The organism is Clostridium beijerinckii HUN142 (assembly GCF_000621745.1).
Lineage (GTDB): Bacteria > Bacillota > Clostridia > Clostridiales > Clostridiaceae > Clostridium > Clostridium beijerinckii_A.
In genome coordinates, this window is sequence record NZ_KK211338.1 from 155,673 (window position 1) to 173,279 (window position 17,607).

The 17,607-nt window shown below is 30.8% G+C and carries 13 protein-coding genes; 12 read left to right on the plus strand and 1 reads right to left on the minus strand.

Annotated features, from left to right (window positions below):
• The first annotated feature begins 50 nt into the window (after positions 1 to 50).
• From ascF to T483_RS29840, 5 genes are all read left to right on the plus strand, one after another.
• Positions 51 to 1,478, plus strand: coding sequence for a PTS cellobiose/arbutin/salicin transporter subunit IIBC (gene ascF, locus T483_RS0126040; RefSeq protein ID WP_026889473.1), 1,428 nt, complete (start codon positions 51 to 53; stop codon positions 1,476 to 1,478).
• Entirely contained in the window at positions 1,471 to 2,895 is a 1,425-nt protein-coding gene (ascB, locus tag T483_RS0126045) for a 6-phospho-beta-glucosidase (protein ID WP_026889474.1), read from the plus strand. The genes ascF and ascB overlap by 8 nt, the downstream gene beginning before the upstream one ends.
• A gap of 444 nt (positions 2,896 to 3,339) precedes the next feature.
• Positions 3,340 to 5,172 (plus strand): helix-hairpin-helix domain-containing protein, encoded by a 1,833-nt coding sequence (locus tag T483_RS0126050; RefSeq protein ID WP_026889475.1) that lies wholly within the window; start codon positions 3,340 to 3,342, stop codon positions 5,170 to 5,172.
• Positions 5,173 to 5,263: 91 nt separating this feature from the next.
• Positions 5,264 to 5,953, plus strand: a complete 690-nt coding sequence (locus tag T483_RS0126055) for a response regulator transcription factor (protein ID WP_026889476.1) — start codon at positions 5,264 to 5,266, stop codon at positions 5,951 to 5,953.
• Positions 5,943 to 7,292 (plus strand): sensor histidine kinase, encoded by a 1,350-nt coding sequence (locus T483_RS29840; protein ID WP_051560569.1) that lies wholly within the window; start codon positions 5,943 to 5,945, stop codon positions 7,290 to 7,292. Before T483_RS0126055 ends, T483_RS29840 begins: the two co-directional genes overlap by 11 nt.
• A gap of 239 nt (positions 7,293 to 7,531) precedes the next feature.
• On the opposite strand, the gene T483_RS0126065 is transcribed toward T483_RS29840, so the two are convergent.
• Positions 7,532 to 8,434, minus strand: a complete 903-nt coding sequence (locus tag T483_RS0126065) for a glycyl-radical enzyme activating protein (RefSeq protein WP_026889477.1) — start codon at positions 8,432 to 8,434, stop codon at positions 7,532 to 7,534.
• A gap of 326 nt (positions 8,435 to 8,760) precedes the next feature.
• Here T483_RS0126065 and T483_RS0126070 point away from each other — a divergent pair, with 326 nt between their 5' ends.
• The 7 genes from T483_RS0126070 to T483_RS0126100 all read left to right on the plus strand — a co-directional run bounded on the left by T483_RS0126070 (position 8,761) and on the right by T483_RS0126100 (position 17,497).
• Positions 8,761 to 9,513, plus strand: coding sequence for a DeoR/GlpR family DNA-binding transcription regulator (locus T483_RS0126070; protein ID WP_026889478.1), 753 nt, complete (start codon positions 8,761 to 8,763; stop codon positions 9,511 to 9,513).
• Positions 9,514 to 9,783: 270 nt separating this feature from the next.
• Positions 9,784 to 12,189 carry a glycyl radical protein gene (locus T483_RS0126075; RefSeq protein ID WP_026889479.1) on the plus strand — a complete coding sequence of 802 codons (2,406 nt, stop codon included), beginning with the start codon at positions 9,784 to 9,786 and terminating at the stop codon, positions 12,187 to 12,189.
• 164 nt (positions 12,190 to 12,353) lie between these two features.
• On the plus strand, positions 12,354 to 13,031 hold the full coding sequence (locus T483_RS0126080; protein ID WP_026889480.1) for a fructose-6-phosphate aldolase: 678 nt from the start codon (positions 12,354 to 12,356) through the stop codon (positions 13,029 to 13,031).
• Between the two features lie 1,126 nt (positions 13,032 to 14,157).
• Positions 14,158 to 15,135, plus strand: coding sequence for a mannose/fructose/sorbose PTS transporter subunit IIA (locus tag T483_RS0126085; RefSeq protein WP_026889481.1), 978 nt, complete (start codon positions 14,158 to 14,160; stop codon positions 15,133 to 15,135).
• 35 nt (positions 15,136 to 15,170) lie between these two features.
• Positions 15,171 to 15,977: a PTS mannose/fructose/sorbose transporter subunit IIC gene (locus T483_RS0126090; protein ID WP_026889482.1), complete on the plus strand. Its 807-nt coding sequence runs from the start codon at positions 15,171 to 15,173 to the stop codon at positions 15,975 to 15,977.
• A gap of 19 nt (positions 15,978 to 15,996) precedes the next feature.
• Positions 15,997 to 16,908 carry a PTS system mannose/fructose/sorbose family transporter subunit IID gene (locus T483_RS0126095; RefSeq protein WP_026889483.1) on the plus strand — a complete coding sequence of 304 codons (912 nt, stop codon included), beginning with the start codon at positions 15,997 to 15,999 and terminating at the stop codon, positions 16,906 to 16,908.
• A 214-nt stretch (positions 16,909 to 17,122) separates the two neighbouring features.
• Positions 17,123 to 17,497 (plus strand): DUF956 family protein, encoded by a 375-nt coding sequence (locus T483_RS0126100; protein ID WP_026889484.1) that lies wholly within the window; start codon positions 17,123 to 17,125, stop codon positions 17,495 to 17,497.
• Positions 17,498 to 17,607: the final 110 nt, after the last annotated feature.

Sequence of the window (17,607 nt, forward strand, 5' to 3'; positions counted from 1 at the left end):
GATACATTCAATAGCTATTCGAAAATAATAAATATAAGTGAGGTAATAAAATGGCAAAGGATTATGAATTAATTGCGAAAACGATTGCAAAAAATTTGGGCGGTATCTCAAATATTGAAAGTGTAACTCATTGTATGACTCGTTTAAGAGTTTGTTTAAAGGACGACTCAAAAGTAAATGTAGATGAGATTAAAAAGATTAATGGAGTAATGGGATATGTGAACCAAGGTGGACAACATCAAGTTATTATTGGAAATAATGTATCTTATGTTTATAAGGAAGTTTTAAAATTAGGAAACTTTGGAGATCAAAGTGACATTGCAAAAGGAATAAAAAAAGAAAAGCTAACTATCAAAAAAGTTGGAACTAATATATTGGATGCATTAGTAAGTACAATGTCACCATTAATACCAGCAATTATTGGTGGTTCAATGGTAAAGTTAGTAGTAATGATGTTATCTATGTTAAAAGTACTACCAGCAGACAGTACTACATATACCTTACTGAATGCTATGGGAGATGCAGCGTTTTATTTCCTTCCAATTATGGTGGCAGTATCAGCATCTAAGAAATTTAAAACTAATACTTATTTAGCTATTGCAATAGCAGGACTTATGGTACATCCAGATTTTATGAAACTAATGGTAAGCGCATCAGAAGGTAAGGCTGTAACTTTAGCGTTTATTCCTATTGCATCCGTTAAGTATACGTATACTGTAATACCAGCACTTTGTATGACTTGGATATTATCATATATTGAAAGATTTGTAGATAAGATAACACCAGAAGTAACTAAAAATTTCTTAAAACCAGCGATTATAGTATTGATTGCAGCACCAATAGCAATTGGATTGATAGGACCTTTCGGTATATGGATTGGTACAGCAATATCAGGTTTAGTTTATTTTATTCACAGCAAATTAGGATGGGTATCAGTAGCAATAATGGGAGCTTTATGGCCACTACTTGTTATGACTGGTATGCATAGAGTATTTACTCCAACTATATTAACAACTATAGCAGAAACAGGCATGGAAGGAATGGTAATGCCTTCGGAAATAGGTGCGAACCTTTCATTAGGAGGAGCAGCTTTAGCTGTTGCTTTCAAAACTAAAAATAGAGAGTTAAGACAAACTGCAATTGCAGCGGCTTCTTCTGCAATCATTGCAGGAATCACAGAACCAGCATTGTATGGAGTAGCATTAAGATTTAAAAAGCCTTTGATAGCATCATTAATTTCAGGTGGTGTATGTGGTGCCGTAGCAGGGATAGCAGGACTCGCAAGTAGATCTATGGCTGCACCAGGTTTGTTCACAAGTGTTCAGTTTTTTGATCCACAAAATCCATCAAGCCTTATTTGGATAATTGGAATAATGATATTGGCAGTTGTATTATCTTTCGTATTAACTCTAATATTTGGATTTGAAGATATTCCAGCAGAAGATAATATTGAAATAATGGGGGCAGACAATGAGTAAATACAGTTTCCCAGAAGAATTTCTGTGGGGCGGAGCTATTGCAGCAAATCAGGCTGAAGGTGCTTATAGAGAAGATGGAAAAGGTTTAAGCACTGTAGATGTTATACCACATGGAATAAACAGAATGAAAGTAAAATTAGGGCTAGAAGAAGATTTGACTTTGAAAGATAGTGAATTTTATCCAAGTCATGAGGCAATTGATTTTTATCATCATTATAAAGAAGATATTGCTCTGATGGCTGAAATGGGATTCAAAGTTTTTAGAACTTCAATCGCATGGACAAGAATCTTCCCTAATGGAGATGATAGCACACCTAATGCAGCAGGAATTAAATTTTACAAAGATTTATTTTTAGAATGTAAAAAATATAATATGGAACCATTAGTGACATTATGTCACTTTGATGTTCCAATGGAACTGGTTAATAAATATGGATCATGGAAGAGCAGAAAAATGATATCATTTTTTGAAAATTATGCAAGATGCTGCTTTAAAGAATTTGATGGCTTGGTTAAATACTGGCTGACATTTAATGAAATAAATATATTGATACATAGTCCTTTTTCGGGGGCTGGTATATATTTCAAGGAAGGTGAAAATAAGGATCAGGTTAAGTATCAGGCAGCGCATCATATGTTAGTAGCAAGTGCCTTAGTAACTAAAATAGCTCATGAACAAAATCCAGAAAATAAAGTTGGATGTATGCTTGCAGGAGGAGATTTTTATCCGTATTCATGTGATCCAAGAGATGTATGGATGGCTCATACAAAGGATAGAGAAAATTTATTTTTCATAGACGTACAAGCTAGAGGTAAGTATCCATCATATTCAAGGAGGGTATTTGCGGAAAAAGAAGTTAGTATTGTAATGGAAGAAAATGATTTGGATATATTAAAAAATACAGTAGACTTTATATCTTTTAGTTATTATGCTTCTAGATGTGCATCTAAGGATATGGAAAATCAAACCGAAGCTAATGTTGTTAAATCTATAAAAAATCCTCATTTAGAAGTTAGTGAATGGGGATGGGCCATTGATCCATTAGGTCTTAGAATAACTATGAATACTCTATATGATAGATATGAAAAACCTTTATTTATAGTAGAAAATGGACTAGGTGCTAAAGATACAATTGAAGAGGATGGCTCAATAAACGATGATTATAGAATTGATTATCTTAGACAGCATATCATGGAAATGAAAGAAGCCATGGAGGATGGAGTTGAACTATTAGGATATACATCTTGGGGATGTATCGATTTAGTTTCAGCATCCACTGGAGAGATGAGTAAAAGATATGGATTTGTATATGTAGATAAACAAGATGATGGAACTGGAACTTTAGAGAGAAAAAGAAAAAAATCTTTTTATTGGTATAAAAAAGTAATAGAAACAAACGGTGATTGTTTAATATAAAGTGAAACTTAGCTTCAGAGGGAGTTTTCTAGGTGCCCCTTGAGGGTAAATCTCCCACTGAAGGTTATTTGAACTTATCTAGGGTCGTGCCACTGTTATCTTCTGAAACACAGATAATTACTTATGACACATTCTTTTGTAATCTTTCTTAGAATGTTAGTGGAGTTTAAAATCTACGCTGCACTGCAACTATAAAACCCAAGACAATATTTATTAGTATTGTCTTGGGTTATTTTAGTTTGCAGAAATTTATAAAAGAATTTGATATTTATAATTGCTGTGATAATTTTTCTTCAGAAATTCTTCAGATTTGCTCCATATTTTTCTGATATATACATTTTACAATTAAACTAAGAAATACAATTTGAATGTACCTAAAGAAGATAAAGGAAGCATTTAATTAAGATTATATATTTTATATCAATAAAACTAAAGGAGCGAATTATGAAGAAGTATATTTTTTTGTTAATTTTTGCTTTATGCATAATGTCTTTTGCGATAGAAGAAGATGTGTCAGCAAAAGAAATAATAACAGAAACACCAAATGTAATAGTACTTAAAGGAACAGATGAAACTAAGGATGGATTTCCAGTTTATGAACCTATGGATGACGATAAATTATTTATGGATATTTACAACAAATCTTTTATAAAGAAATCAGTTGAACTTTATGGGCAGGCTTTGCAATATTCTAATTTAGAAAGTAATGATATATATTTTGCCTTTAGAGAAAACTCAGGATGCTATGGAAGGATTGGTTTTTATCTAAAAAAGAATGGACATCTTTATGATAAGACAAAATCACCTTATATTGAACTTTCTAGTGAGCAATTGGAAAGGTACAATGACCTTGAATCAATAACACAAATTTTGCCTCATGAAATGGGACATGTTCTGCAGCAAATTACTACATCCAATAATAAGAATATGAATCAAAATGTAGTAGATATGCATTATTCAAATATACAAACAGAATATAGCACTGCGTTTAGTGAAGGGTTTGGAGAGCATTTTGAAGTTATTTCACGAATGTATGAAGAAAATAATGAAATTAAAAATGGAATCTATGAAGATATAGAAAGAACAAAGAATAGTACTAAATCTGTAGTAAATAGTGGATCTAGAGATTTTACATTGCCCTTAAGATTAGATTATTATAGAGAAGTATCACGATTTTGGCAGCAAAAGTATGAAAATTTAAAGAGGCATGAACTTGGGTTAAATGGAGAGGGTAAATATAAAAATTTAAGTTATGATTTTATGGATCCTGAGAAATCAATTTTATATAGAAATATGGGACTTCATCAAGATAAGACTAAGATGAAAAGTTTAGAGCAGAGTTTATCTACGGAAATAGTTGTTTCTAATTTCTTTATTAAGCTTATAACAACTGATACTGGAGAGCTAAATGAAAGATATTATAAGGTTTTTAATGTTTTCAATAAGTATTTAAATAAGGATAGTAAACCACAATTGATAGAATTTGTTAGTGGATATATAAAGGAATATCCTAAGGAAAAGGAGAGGATATTACAGATATTTAAAGATAGTACAGGTCATGATTTTACTGAAGAATGTGCTCCAGAAATATGGTGTATTAGTGAAGGGGAACATAGCAATATTATTTTTGATCAATTTAGAGGTCTTAAGTTTCCATATTATATATTTAATATAAATACCTGCGAAAAAGAAGATTTACTCAAACTAAAGGGTATAAGTAAAAGTGATGCAGAAGGAATAATTGCATATAGAGATAAAAATAATGGATTTAAAAATGCTGATGAAATCTCACATATTGAAGGGGTAAGCTATAAAGCCATAGAAATATTAAAAAATAGCATTAGCAAAGAGCAGATTGAAAAGGTAACAAGTACTGTGAATGAAAGTAAATTTGAAAAGAGTTTTTCTACTATATTTATAGCTAACCTTAAACATTTAATATCAAGAACTATGATGTGGTTTGTAATTTTTTTCATAACTTATTACTTATTTGTTATGAAAGCTTCATTTAAAAGTAAAAAGAACATTGTTATAGCTGCTATTAAGAAATTCTTTAAACTAGTGCTTTATGTATTAATAGGGTTTATGGCTGTAGCAGTTAGTAGTATTATTATAATAGGAAATAAAACTTTAAATCCTATAATAATTTTTATTACAGTGATTTGTATATGTGAAGGTATAACACTTTTAACAACAAGAAAGGACAAGCTTAAGGTAAGAGATAGTATTATATCAACCTTAATGATGATTCCAATAATTATATATTCACAATATTAAATACATTAGAAAGATAGCAGGTCGGTATCTATAATTAAGATTGTAATATTGATTTGCTATTTTAATTTAGATACTAAAGGAGGAATTCTAAGTGCTAAACCCCACCATATTAGTAGTTGATGATGAAAAGGAAATTAGGGAGCTTATAGAAATCTATTTAAAAAATGAAGGATATAATGTAATTACAGCAGAAGATGGACTTAGAGCACTGGATATAGCAAAGAAAAATACAATTCATCTTATCGTTCTTGATATTATGCTGCCCAATATTGATGGAATACAAGTTTGCAGAAACATAAGAGAATACTTAGATGTTCCTATTATAATGCTGTCAGCAAAGAGAGAAGATAATGATAAAATTTTAGGTATAATTACTGGTGCTGATGATTATATAGCCAAGCCGTTTAATCCTTTAGAACTTGTTGTAAGAGTAAAAGCTCAACTAAGAAGATACCTTAAGACTACTACACTGCCTAAAAATGATGAAATAGTAATTGATGATTTGGCAATTAATTCAGATACGCATCGAGTTACAATAGGAGATAAGGAAATAAAGTTTACAGGTAAGGAATTTGAGATACTAAAATTGTTGGCAGAAAATAAAAATGTGGTGTTTAGCAGTAGAAAGATATATGAAAGTGTATGGAATGAAGAGTTTTATGAATCGGATTCTACGATTATGACTCATATAAAAAATATAAGAGAAAAGCTTGGGGATAATGTAAAAAATCCTAAGTATATAAAAACTGTATGGGGAGTTGGGTATAAAATTGAAGGGTAAAAATTTGGGGGGAATTAGGTTTACATTTCTTGTTATCTTTTTAGTATCCTTAATTTTAAGTATAGTAATTACTCTTGTTATAAATGATAGTTGGAGAGATGAGCAAACAGATTATTCAAATCAAATAAGGAATTTTACTCATAGTTGTAAGGAAATATATAAAGAAATACATGAAAGCATAAATAATGATGAAAAACTTCAAGAGATTGTAAGTAGAGATATAATTAAATACAAAGTATTTATAGTTGATAAACAAGGAAAAGTGCTATTTAGTCCTGAAAATGGTGGTGTAAAGCAGTTTGATATAAATAAAATCTTAAGTGAGCAATACAAATCTAACTTTGATAAAAATAACATAATGTACTATGATATAAAATCCTTGGGGGAAGATAGATATATTGTAGTTTCAGATGTTTTATACAAAGGAGATATTTCAGCTTCAACCCTTTTTCCTTTAGCAATATTAATATTTGTAGCTTTATTCTCATTATTAAGTTATGGAAAGGTAAAGTATATAAATAGTCTGTCAAAAGGACTTGTAGAAATATCAAAAGGAAATTTAAATTATAGAGTTAAAGTGAAGGGAAGAGATGAGCTAGCTATTCTCGGAAAAAATATAAATTATATGGCTGAAGAACTAATGAATTTAAAAGAGAAAGAAAAGAAGATTGAAAAAAATAAAGACAGACTTATAGTAAGTGTATCCCATGATTTAAGAACACCATTAACATCAATTATTGGTTACATAAAATTGATAAAAGAGAATTATAAAGTAAAAGATGACATAAGCAAGTATATTGATATAATTGATAATAAGTCGAATAGGTTAGAAGAGTTAATAAATGATCTTTTTGAATACACAAAACTTACATCTTGCAATATTAAACTTGAAAAGATGGATATTTCATTAAATGAGCTTATGAGACAAGTTGTAGAGGGAATGATAGCTGTATGTAACCAAAATGATTTGAATATTTTATTTGAAGCACCAAATGAAGATTTAAATGTAAATGTAGATCCAGCAAAGATGGTAAGAGTCTTTGAAAATATAATTTCTAATGCTATAAGGTACAGTAATAAGAAAAGTGACATAAATATAAAGATTCTTAAAACTGAAAATAGAGCAATGGTAAGCATTGAAAATGAAGGTAAGCCTATAAAAGAAGATGAACTTAATAAAATTTTTGATATGTTTTATAGAACCGATGAATCAAGAAATAATCGAACTGGAGGCTCAGGGATTGGACTTTCAATCGCTAAAAGTATTGTAGAGCTACATGGAGGCAAGATATGGGCAGAATGTGAAAGTAATAAAATATGTATTTATGTATTGATATAATTATATAAAGTGGTGGATTTAAAAGGTTATGATTCGCCTCTAAAATGAACCCCACGAAAATCAAATTGTTAGATTTTCGCGGGTTATTTCAGTTTATAGACATTTAGAGAAAGACATTACTATAAAAATATATTAAAAAGTAGCAATAGAAAAGTATTTTAGAATTAGCAAAGATGAACTATATACAAATGATGTAGGACTTTAATTAAAAATATTGATAGTATTCTCCCTTTTGCTTCTTAAAAATAACAATCAAATCCGTTTTCAACGAATATATTTTTATACTCTAATAGATCTTCTTCATGAAGTTGTTGCGTATTTTGGAAAGTATATGGTTTGTTCAGGAGTTCGTATTTTTTCTGACCAAATTGATGAAATGGAAGTAAGTTTACTTTCTTAGCATTAACGGACTCAAGTAATTTACAAAATTCTTTAGCATCTTCTAAGCTAGAGTTTATGTTTGGAATGACAGGAATACGAATAATGACATCTTTATCGTTATCTATAGCAATTTTCAAATTTTCAATAATTAAATCATTATAAACATTTGTTACTTTAAAATGCTTTTCTCTATCATAGTGTTTTATATCAAATAATAATAAATCTACATTATCTATAAAACTTGAGAATATTTCATTTGAAGTATAGCCCGTAGTTTCAATTGCTGTGTGTATATTTTTTTCTTTTAAAACCTTTAAAAGCTGTGATGCAAATTCATGATGCATTAATACTTCGCCACCAGATAAAGTAACGCCACCATTTGATTCTTCATAAAACATTTCATCTTTCATAACTTCATTCATAACATGAGAAAGGGTTAAAAATTCACCTTCTGCTGAAAGAGCTTTATGAGGACAGGAATTTTTACAAGCAAAACAAGAAATACAGTTGTTAGAATCAATTTTTATATGATTATCATTTAAGGAAATAGCATTATTTTTACAAACGTCTATACAATGAAGACATTGTGTGCACTTAGTTTTATCACATATGATTTGTATCTTACTATCTTGAGATTCTGGATTTGAACACCATAGGCAACTTAAGGGGCAGCCCTTGAAAAAAACTACAGTTCTGATTCCAGGACCATCGTGTATGCTGTATTTTTGAATATTGAAAATGCAAGCCTTTATATCTTTCATAAAAACACCCCCATATAGTAAAAGCAAGATTAGTATTATGATTGAACCGGAATAATTTAAGTTTCAATTGATGATTCAATGTTAACATGAAAAAATATAAGTGTAAATAAAAAAAGTTTCGTTTGAAATAAGTGTTGATTTCATAAGAATAATAATTTGATGTTTAATATTATTTGAAGTAGTATATAATCAATAATAAGCGGAGTTGCTTTTATTCGAAATATAAATAGTTCATTTTGTAAGTAGTTTATGATATAATTACCATTGGATTTAGGTATATAGACTAGTTATTTTTTTGAATATACCTAAGAGAAGGAGGAGTTTCTATGACAAGTAGGTATACAAAGCTTCTTGAAATTGTCAATGAAAACAAGCGTATAGAAGTCAGTAAATTATCAGAGCTTTTAAATGTATCTCAAGTGACTATACGTAAAGATCTTGGTGCATTAGAAGAAAAAGGATTATTGAAGCGTGAACATGGATATGCTGTTATGACTTCAAGTGATGATATTAACAGTAGGTTAGCTTTTAATTATGATATAAAAAGAAAAATAGCACAATTGGCAAGTAAACTTGTAAATGATGGTGAAACAGTTATGATCGAATCAGGATCGTCTTGTGCCTTACTTGCAGAAGAACTTGCATATAACAAAAGGGATATAACTGTGATCACCAACTCTACATTTATTGCAAACTATATTAGAGAAGGAAATGCGAAAGTAGTGTTACTTGGGGGAGATTACCAGCCAGAATCTCAGGTATCAGTAGGCCCTCTTACAAGAAAATGTGTGAAAGATTTTTTTGTAGATAAATTGTTTATTGGGACTGATGGTTATAATTCTAAAATAGGGTTTACAGGAAAAAACTTAATGCGTACAGAAACGGTAAAAGCCATGGCTGAAAGTTCTAATAAAATTATAATATTAACAGAATCATCAAAGTTCTCTGAGCGTGGAGTAGTAGCTCAATTTAGGGCAGAAGAAATAAGCTATTTATTTACAGATACTAATATTACGGAAGATGTTTTAGAAAGTTTAAAGAAGGAAAAAGTGGATGTTCAAATGGTAAGTGTAAGTTAATATGGTTTATATGAATCAATCGTAGTATAGGAAATTATAAGATACATAGGTATAGTATTTACTTCAATGAGTAAAAATTATAATCTATGTATTTTTTATGTTTTAATTAATAAAAATTTGTAATTCATTTCGAAAATAATCATATAGGTTTCAAATGAAACAAAAATATTGACAAAGGATATTGTTGATATATAATTGAGTTATGAAAGAAAATAAAATAGTTTCAAATGAAAATGGGAAATAAGTACTTGAAATGAAGGGAGAATATTTATGAATCATTTTGGAGAATTGACAGATAGAATGCATAATTTCAGAGAGGAATTATTAAATGCAAAATCTATGGTGAGTGTAGAAAGAGCTAAACTTACTACGGAAAGTTACAAAGAACACGCTGATAAGCCAATGGTATTACGTAGAGCATTATGCTTAGAAAATATACTAAAAAATATGAGTATATTTATTGAAGATAACTCAATAATTGCAGGAAATCAAGCAGAATCAAATCGCTCAGCTCCTATTTTTCCTGAATATGCAATGGATTGGGTTATAGATGAACTTGATGAATTTGAAAAACGTGCAGGTGATATATTTTACATTACTGAAGAAAGTAAGAAAGTTTTAAGAGAAATAGCACCTTTTTGGGAGCATAAAACTTTAAAAGACAGAGGTCTTGCAGGGATGCCTGCTGAAAGTAGAGTTTTTTATGATTTAGGTATTATAAAAGCAGAAGGTAATATTACTTCAGGGGATGCTCATATAGCGGTAAATTATGAAACTGTATTAAACCTTGGATTAATAAATTATAAAGAAAGAACAGAAAAGAAATTAAAGGGATTGGATCTTACAGATTATAGGAATTTAAATAGGTCTTATTTTTATAGAGCAATTTTAATAGTACTTGATGCGGTAACAGCTTTTGCAAAACGTTATGCAGATTTAGCATTAGAATTAGCAGAAAAAGAATCTGATGTAAGTAGAAAAGAAGAATTACTTGAAATGTCAAGAATATTGAATAAGGTTCCATATTATCCAGCAGAAACTTTCAAGGAAGCAGTTCAATCCTTATGGATAATTCACTTAGTTTTGCAAATTGAATCAAATGGACATTCACTTTCATATGGAAGAATGGATCAATATTTAAATCCTTTCTATGAAAAAGATTTAAAACTTGGAAAGATTACTGAAGATAGTGCTACTGAATTATTAACAAACTTGTGGCTTAAGACCTTTACAATAAATAAGATAAGAAGCTGGTCACATACGCGTTTTAGTGCAGGTAGTCCGCTATATCAAAATGTCACAGTTGGAGGACAGACTGTAGATAAAAAAGATGCAGTAAATCCATTAAGCTACTTGATTCTAAAGAGTGTTGCTGAGACAAAATTACCACAACCTAACTTAACAGTACGTTACCATAGAGGATTATCTGATGATTTTATGAAAGAATGTATTGAAGTAGTAAGATTAGGTTTTGGAATGCCAGCCTTTAATAGTGATGAAGTTATTATTCCATCATTTATAGAAAAAGGTGTAGATGAAAAAGATGCTTATAACTATAGTGCAATTGGATGTGTAGAAGTTGCGGTTCCGGGTAAGTGGGGTTATAGATGTACTGGAATGAGCTTTTTAAATTTCCCTAAATCATTACTAATAGCTTTAAATGATGGAGTAGATTTGCAGTCAGGAACTAAGCTTTGTGATGGTGTAGGCCACTTTAAGGATATGACGACCTTTGATGAAGTTATGAAAGCTTGGGATAAGATAATTCGTGAATTTACAAGACATAGCGTAATAATTGATAGTTGCGCAGATTTAGCAATAGAAGAAGTTACAGCAGATATATTATGCTCAGCTTTAACTGATGATTGTATTGAAAGAGGTTTGAACCTAAAAGAAGGTGGAGCAGTATATGATTTTATTAGTGATCTACAAGTAGGTATTGCGAACCTTGGAGATTCTCTTGCAGCAATTAAAAAATGCGTATTTGAAGATAAAAGTTTTACCCCAGCTGAATTATGGAATGAACTGCTTGATAATTTTGAAGGCGAAAAGGGTAAAAAGATTCAAGATATATTAATTAACGACGCTCCTAAGTATGGAAATGATGATGATTATATAGATTTATTATTAAGAGAGGCTTATGAAATCTATATTGATGAGATAAAGAAACATAAAAATACTAGATATGGTAGAGGACCAATTGGAGGATGCTATTATGCTGGAACTTCTTCAATTTCAGCTAATGTACCACAAGGAGCAGGAACTTTAGCAACTCCAGATGGAAGAAAAGCTGGAGAGCCTTTAGCAGAAGGCTGTTCACCATCTCATGCTATGGATAAAAACGGTCCTACAGCAATATTTAAATCAGTTTCTAAATTACCAACACATGATATCACAGGTGGAGTATTATTAAATCAAAAAGTAACGCCACAAATGTTATCTAAAGAAGAGGATAGAATGAAGCTAATTTTATTAATTAGAACGTTCTTTAATCGATTAGAGGGATTTCATGTACAATATAATGTAGTATCTAGAGATACCCTTCTTGATGCACAAAAGAATCCGGAAAAATATAGAGATTTAATTGTTAGAGTTGCAGGATATAGCGCATTCTTTAATGTACTTTCTAAGCAAACTCAAGATGATATAATTGAAAGAACAGAACTGGTTTTATAAGCTGAATACTTTTTGTAAAGCTGAGACAAATTTTACACTAAGATATTTCTCAAGGTAAATATTTTCCATAGAAGAAACTTAATTTTAAACATTAAGAACAAGATAAAACTGTTTTTGGGAAATATTCCTGGCGAATGTATGTGTTTGAAAAGGAGAGAGTTAAAATGGAGTATATGTTAGATACAGCTAATATTGAAGTAATTAAAGAATGTAATGAAATTTTTCCTATAACAGGTGTTACAAGTAACCCAAGTATACTAAAAAAAGAAGGGGAAATTGATTTCTTCAATCATTTCAAAAAGATTCGTGAAATAATAGGAATGGATAAAACACTTCATATTCAAGTTGTTGCTGAGGATTGTGAAGGAATATTAAGAGAAGCAAAAGCTATTTTAGAAAATGTTGATAATAAAGTATGTATTAAGATTCCAGTTAATGCAGAAGGATTAAAAGCAATTAAAATACTTAAAGCACAAGGAGTTTCTATAACTGCTACAGCAATTTATACAACTGCTCAAGGAATGTTAGCTATGGAAGCAGGTGCAGATTTTATTGCCCCATATTTTAATCGTATGGAAAATATGAATATTAACCCACGCGAAGTTATAAAAGCTTTTGCGGATATGATTGAAAAATATAACTACCCAACCAAAATACTTGCGGCAAGCTTTAAAAATATAGGTCAAGTTAATGATTCGTACGCTGCTGGAGCACAAACCGCAACAATGGCACCCGAAATCTTATTTGATGCATTAAAAATGCCAGTCATCCAAAAAGCTGTTGATGATTTTGCTACAGATTGGGAGTCAGTCTTTGGGAAAGTATCTATAGCTGATTTGTAGAATTAAAAGCAAATGTTTGGTGTTCAGATTGAAATATTAATTAAAACTAATTATGTGAAAGCATTGATGTTATTTAAATTATAGTAAATATAGTTTGCAAAATTGAAATTGGTAACATTAACCTAATATTAATAAATCATATGAAAGTCGAATTTCACTATACTTAAAACGTGACTATATGAATTTTTAAATCGGAAATAATAAGATAGAGAATAGTGGATTTCAAAAGTCACGCTTCGCCTCCACCATGAAACCCAGAAAATCTAAAAATTGGATTTTGATGGGTTTTTTATTTTTTAATGCATGTTTATAGCCATTGGAAACTTTAAAAATTATTTTAACTATTCTAATAGATTTACTAAATATATTTAAGTAGCAAAGGTTTCTTGATTTATATATTCCACCGCCTTCCTATGAATATTATTGCTTACTATATAGTTGAAACTTCCATTAATTTTCAACTATATATTTGTATTGATATTGTCTTTTGTGGTAACAATTATTATATCCGAAGTAGTTTATAGAATTCCTGGAATCAGGTTTCTATTTGGCATAAGCAAAAATAATACAAAAAGTTTGAATATAAATAAATAATTACTATCTAGACTTCTGTTACCTTATATAAATAGTGTACATGTTAATTTAAAAATATTACTCCAGTTTATTCTTTTGATGTTTTTAAAATAGTTAAGGAATTTCTAAATAAATTAAGTTTGAGTAGAGAGTGTTTTTTTATAAAAAGGGTGAAATCATAGTATAAAACTTATTGTATAAAAATAAGTTAAAAAATTTTAAAAAACATGTTGCATAATGATAAAAAACGTGTTATCATGAAAACGTAGTCAGATGTGGGGTATCTAATTAAGATTCCTAAGTGGACTATAAAATAATAATATCTAGCATGTTACTGATTCGATCAGGCATAAGCATAGAGAAGTAAAATGAAGTAATATTTATTCGTTATATCACATATTTTGTACAGTTTTTATAGGGTATTATCATATTTTTTTTATGATTTAATTTAGTGTACAAAAATTGTGACGAAATACGAATATATAATCTTGTTTTATTTTCTAATGCTTATGCCTTTTGTTTTTGTAACAAATAAAAAATAGGAGGTATAAAAATGGTAGGAATTATTCTTGCTAGTCACGGAGAATTTGCTAAAGGCATCATGCAATCTGGTGCGATGATTTTCGGAGAACAAGAAAACGTAAAAGCTGTTACGTTGATGCCTAGCGAAGGACCTGATGATCTTAGAGCAAAAATGAAAGACGCAATTGCATCCTTTGACAACCAAGATGAGGTTTTATTCTTAGTTGATCTTTGGGGCGGTACACCATTCAACCAAGCTAATATGCTATTTGAAGAACACAAAGATAAATGGGCAATCGTAGCTGGTTTGAATTTACCAATGCTGATTGAAGCTTATGGTGCACGTCTTTCAATGGAATCTGCTCATGAAATTGCAACTTATATCTTAAATGCAGGTAAAGAAGGAGTTAAAGTTAAGCCGGAAGAATTAGAACCAGCAGATACTGGTAAAACTTCAGGAGCGGGAGCAGGGCAATCTAATGCAGGTACACCTGGATCATTCGAATATGTTTTAGCTCGTATTGATTCTCGTTTACTTCATGGTCAAGTAGCAACTGCTTGGACAAAAACTGTAAATCCTACACGAATTATTGTGGTGTCAGATGATGTAGCTAGAGATACTCTTCGCAAGAATTTGATTACGCAAGCTTCTCCTCCTGGGGTTAAGGCTCATGTTGTTCCAGTTGATCATATGATTAAACTTGCAAAAGATGACCAACATTTTGGAGGCCAACGTGCAATGCTTCTTTTTGAAAATCCAAAAGATGTGCTTAGAGCTGTAGAAGGCGGAATACCACTAAAGACAATCAATGTTGGTTCAATGGCTCACTCTCCAGGTAAGGTTCAACCAAGCAAAGTGCTTGCTTTCAATCAAGAAGATATCGATATATTTAATAAGCTTAAACAAGCTGGACTTACTTTTGATGTGCGTAAAGTACCAAATGATTCAAAAGCAAATATGAACGAAATACTTAAAAAAGCACAAGATGAATTAAAAAAATTAAAATAATCTAATTATTTAGAGATAAAGGAGGATTAATAACCATGACTTTAAATATAGTTCAAATTATATTAGTCATTTTTATAGCATTTCTAGCTGGTGTAGAAGGTATATTGGATGAATTTCAATTCCATCAACCATTAATTGCTTGTACGTTAATCGGCTTAGTTACAGGGCATTTAGTACCATGCTTAATATTAGGTGGCAGTCTTCAAATGATGGCCTTAGGTTGGGCAAATATCGGTGCTGCCGTGGCACCTGATGCAGCGCTTGCATCTGTTGCATCTGCAATTATTCTAGTTCTTGGAGGTCAAGGTGAAGCAGGAGTTATTCCAGCAATTGCTATTGCTGTTCCTTTAGCAGTTGCAGGATTATTATTAACAATTATTTGTCGTACGATAGCTACAGCATTTGTACATTTTATGGATGCTGCTGCTAAAGAAGGAAATATCAAAGCTATTGAATTTTGGCAAATCGCTGGTATTTGTTTGCAAGGTATACGTATTGCGATTCCAGCAGCACTAGTATTAGCAATCGGTGCTGGTCCAATTAGTTCATTACTTGCTGCAATGCCTTCTTGGTTAACTGGTGGTTTAGCAGTTGGTGGTGGAATGGTGGTAGCTGTTGGTTATGCAATGGTAATCAATATGATGGCTACAAAAGAAGTATGGCCATTCTTTGCAATTGGATTTGTACTAGCAACTATTTCACAAATTACACTTATCGGACTAGGCGCTATCGGTGTAGCTATAGCTCTTATTTATTTAGCACTTAGCAAACAAGGTGGCTCAGGCAATGGTGGAAGTTCAAATACTGGTGATCCTTTAGGGGATCTAATTGATAGATACTAAGAAGGGAGAGGAAACGAAAATGTCAAAAGAATTAAAATTAAGTAAAAGAGACCGTATTTCTGTTTGGTTCCGTTCATTTTTCCTTCAAGGTTCTTGGAACTATGAAAGAATGCAAAATGGTGGTTGGGCATTTGCAATGATTCCAGCAATCAAAAAATTATATAAGACTAAAGAAGATAGGGCAGCGGCATTAGAACGTCACTTAGAGTTCTTTAACACTCACCCATATGTAGCTTCACCAATTATTGGTGTAACATTAGCGTTAGAAGAAGAACGTGCAAATGGTATGGCAATTGATGATGTAACTATTCAAGGTGTTAAAGTTGGTATGATGGGGCCTTTAGCTGGTATTGGAGATCCAGTTTTCTGGTTTACTGTAAGACCAATTTTAGGAGCATTAGGTGCTTCACTTGCTATGAGTGGTAACATTCTTGGACCAATTATCTTTTTCCTTGCTTGGAATATCATCCGTATGGCATTTACATGGTATACACAAGAGTTTGGTTACAAAGCAGGATCTCGTATTAGTGATGATTTATCAGGTAATATGTTGCAAGATATCACAAAAGGAGCATCCATCCTTGGTATGTTCATTTTAGGGTCATTAGTTAACAGATGGGTATCTGTTAAATTTTCACCAATAGTATCATCTGTTAAATTAAGTGATGGTGCATTTATTGATTGGAGCAAACTTCCTTCTGGAGCAGAGGGTGTTAAGCAAGCTTTATTACAACAATCATCTGGCATGTCATTAACTGATACTAAGGTTACTACATTACAAAATAACTTGGATTCATTAATTCCTGGTCTTGCAGGGTTGCTAATTACACTTCTTTGTATGTGGTTACTTAAGAAAAAAGTATCTCCAATTGTTATCATCCTTGGATTATTTGCAATTGGTATTGTTTTCCATTTGATTGGTTTAATGTAATACTTTTTTACTTAGCCTAGGCTTTTTAGCCTAGGCTTTTGTTAACAAATCAAGTGAAACTTGATTTGGGTTGGAGAGTTATGAATGCTAGGTATCGGCTAAATTGGTGAAATATCTGTTAAGTTTAATGGATTTTCGAATAATTGATAGAAACATATAAAAAATATATAATAAATATAAGTGCATATATTTAAGTAGAAAAGAGGTAGAGCAGATGGTTCAATCACTCAATACAAAAGTAGATCTAACAATTGAAGCAACAGCTTTTACAGGTCTTGCAAATTATGGCAAGATTATGATAGGTGACAAAGGTTTTGAGTTCTATAATTCTCGTGATTATCGTAAATTTATTCAAATCCCTTGGGAAGAGGTTGACTATGTAATTGCATCTGTATTATTTAAAGGAAAATGGATTCCACGATATGCAATTCGAACAAAGAAAAATGGAACATATACTTTTTCTTCTAAAGAAGCAAAGAAAGTACTTCGTTCTGTTAGAAATTATGTTGATCCAAATCATATGGTTTATTCATTAAGTTTTCTTGATGTGGTAAAACGAGCAGTGAAATCTACATTTAAGAAGAGCTGATCAATTAAAGAAGCTATAAGGTAATCCGATTTCAGCTAATATTTTATAAATAAAGTTGTTAATTGCGTAATATATTGATAGGTAAAATCAGGTGAGATTTATTGATAAAT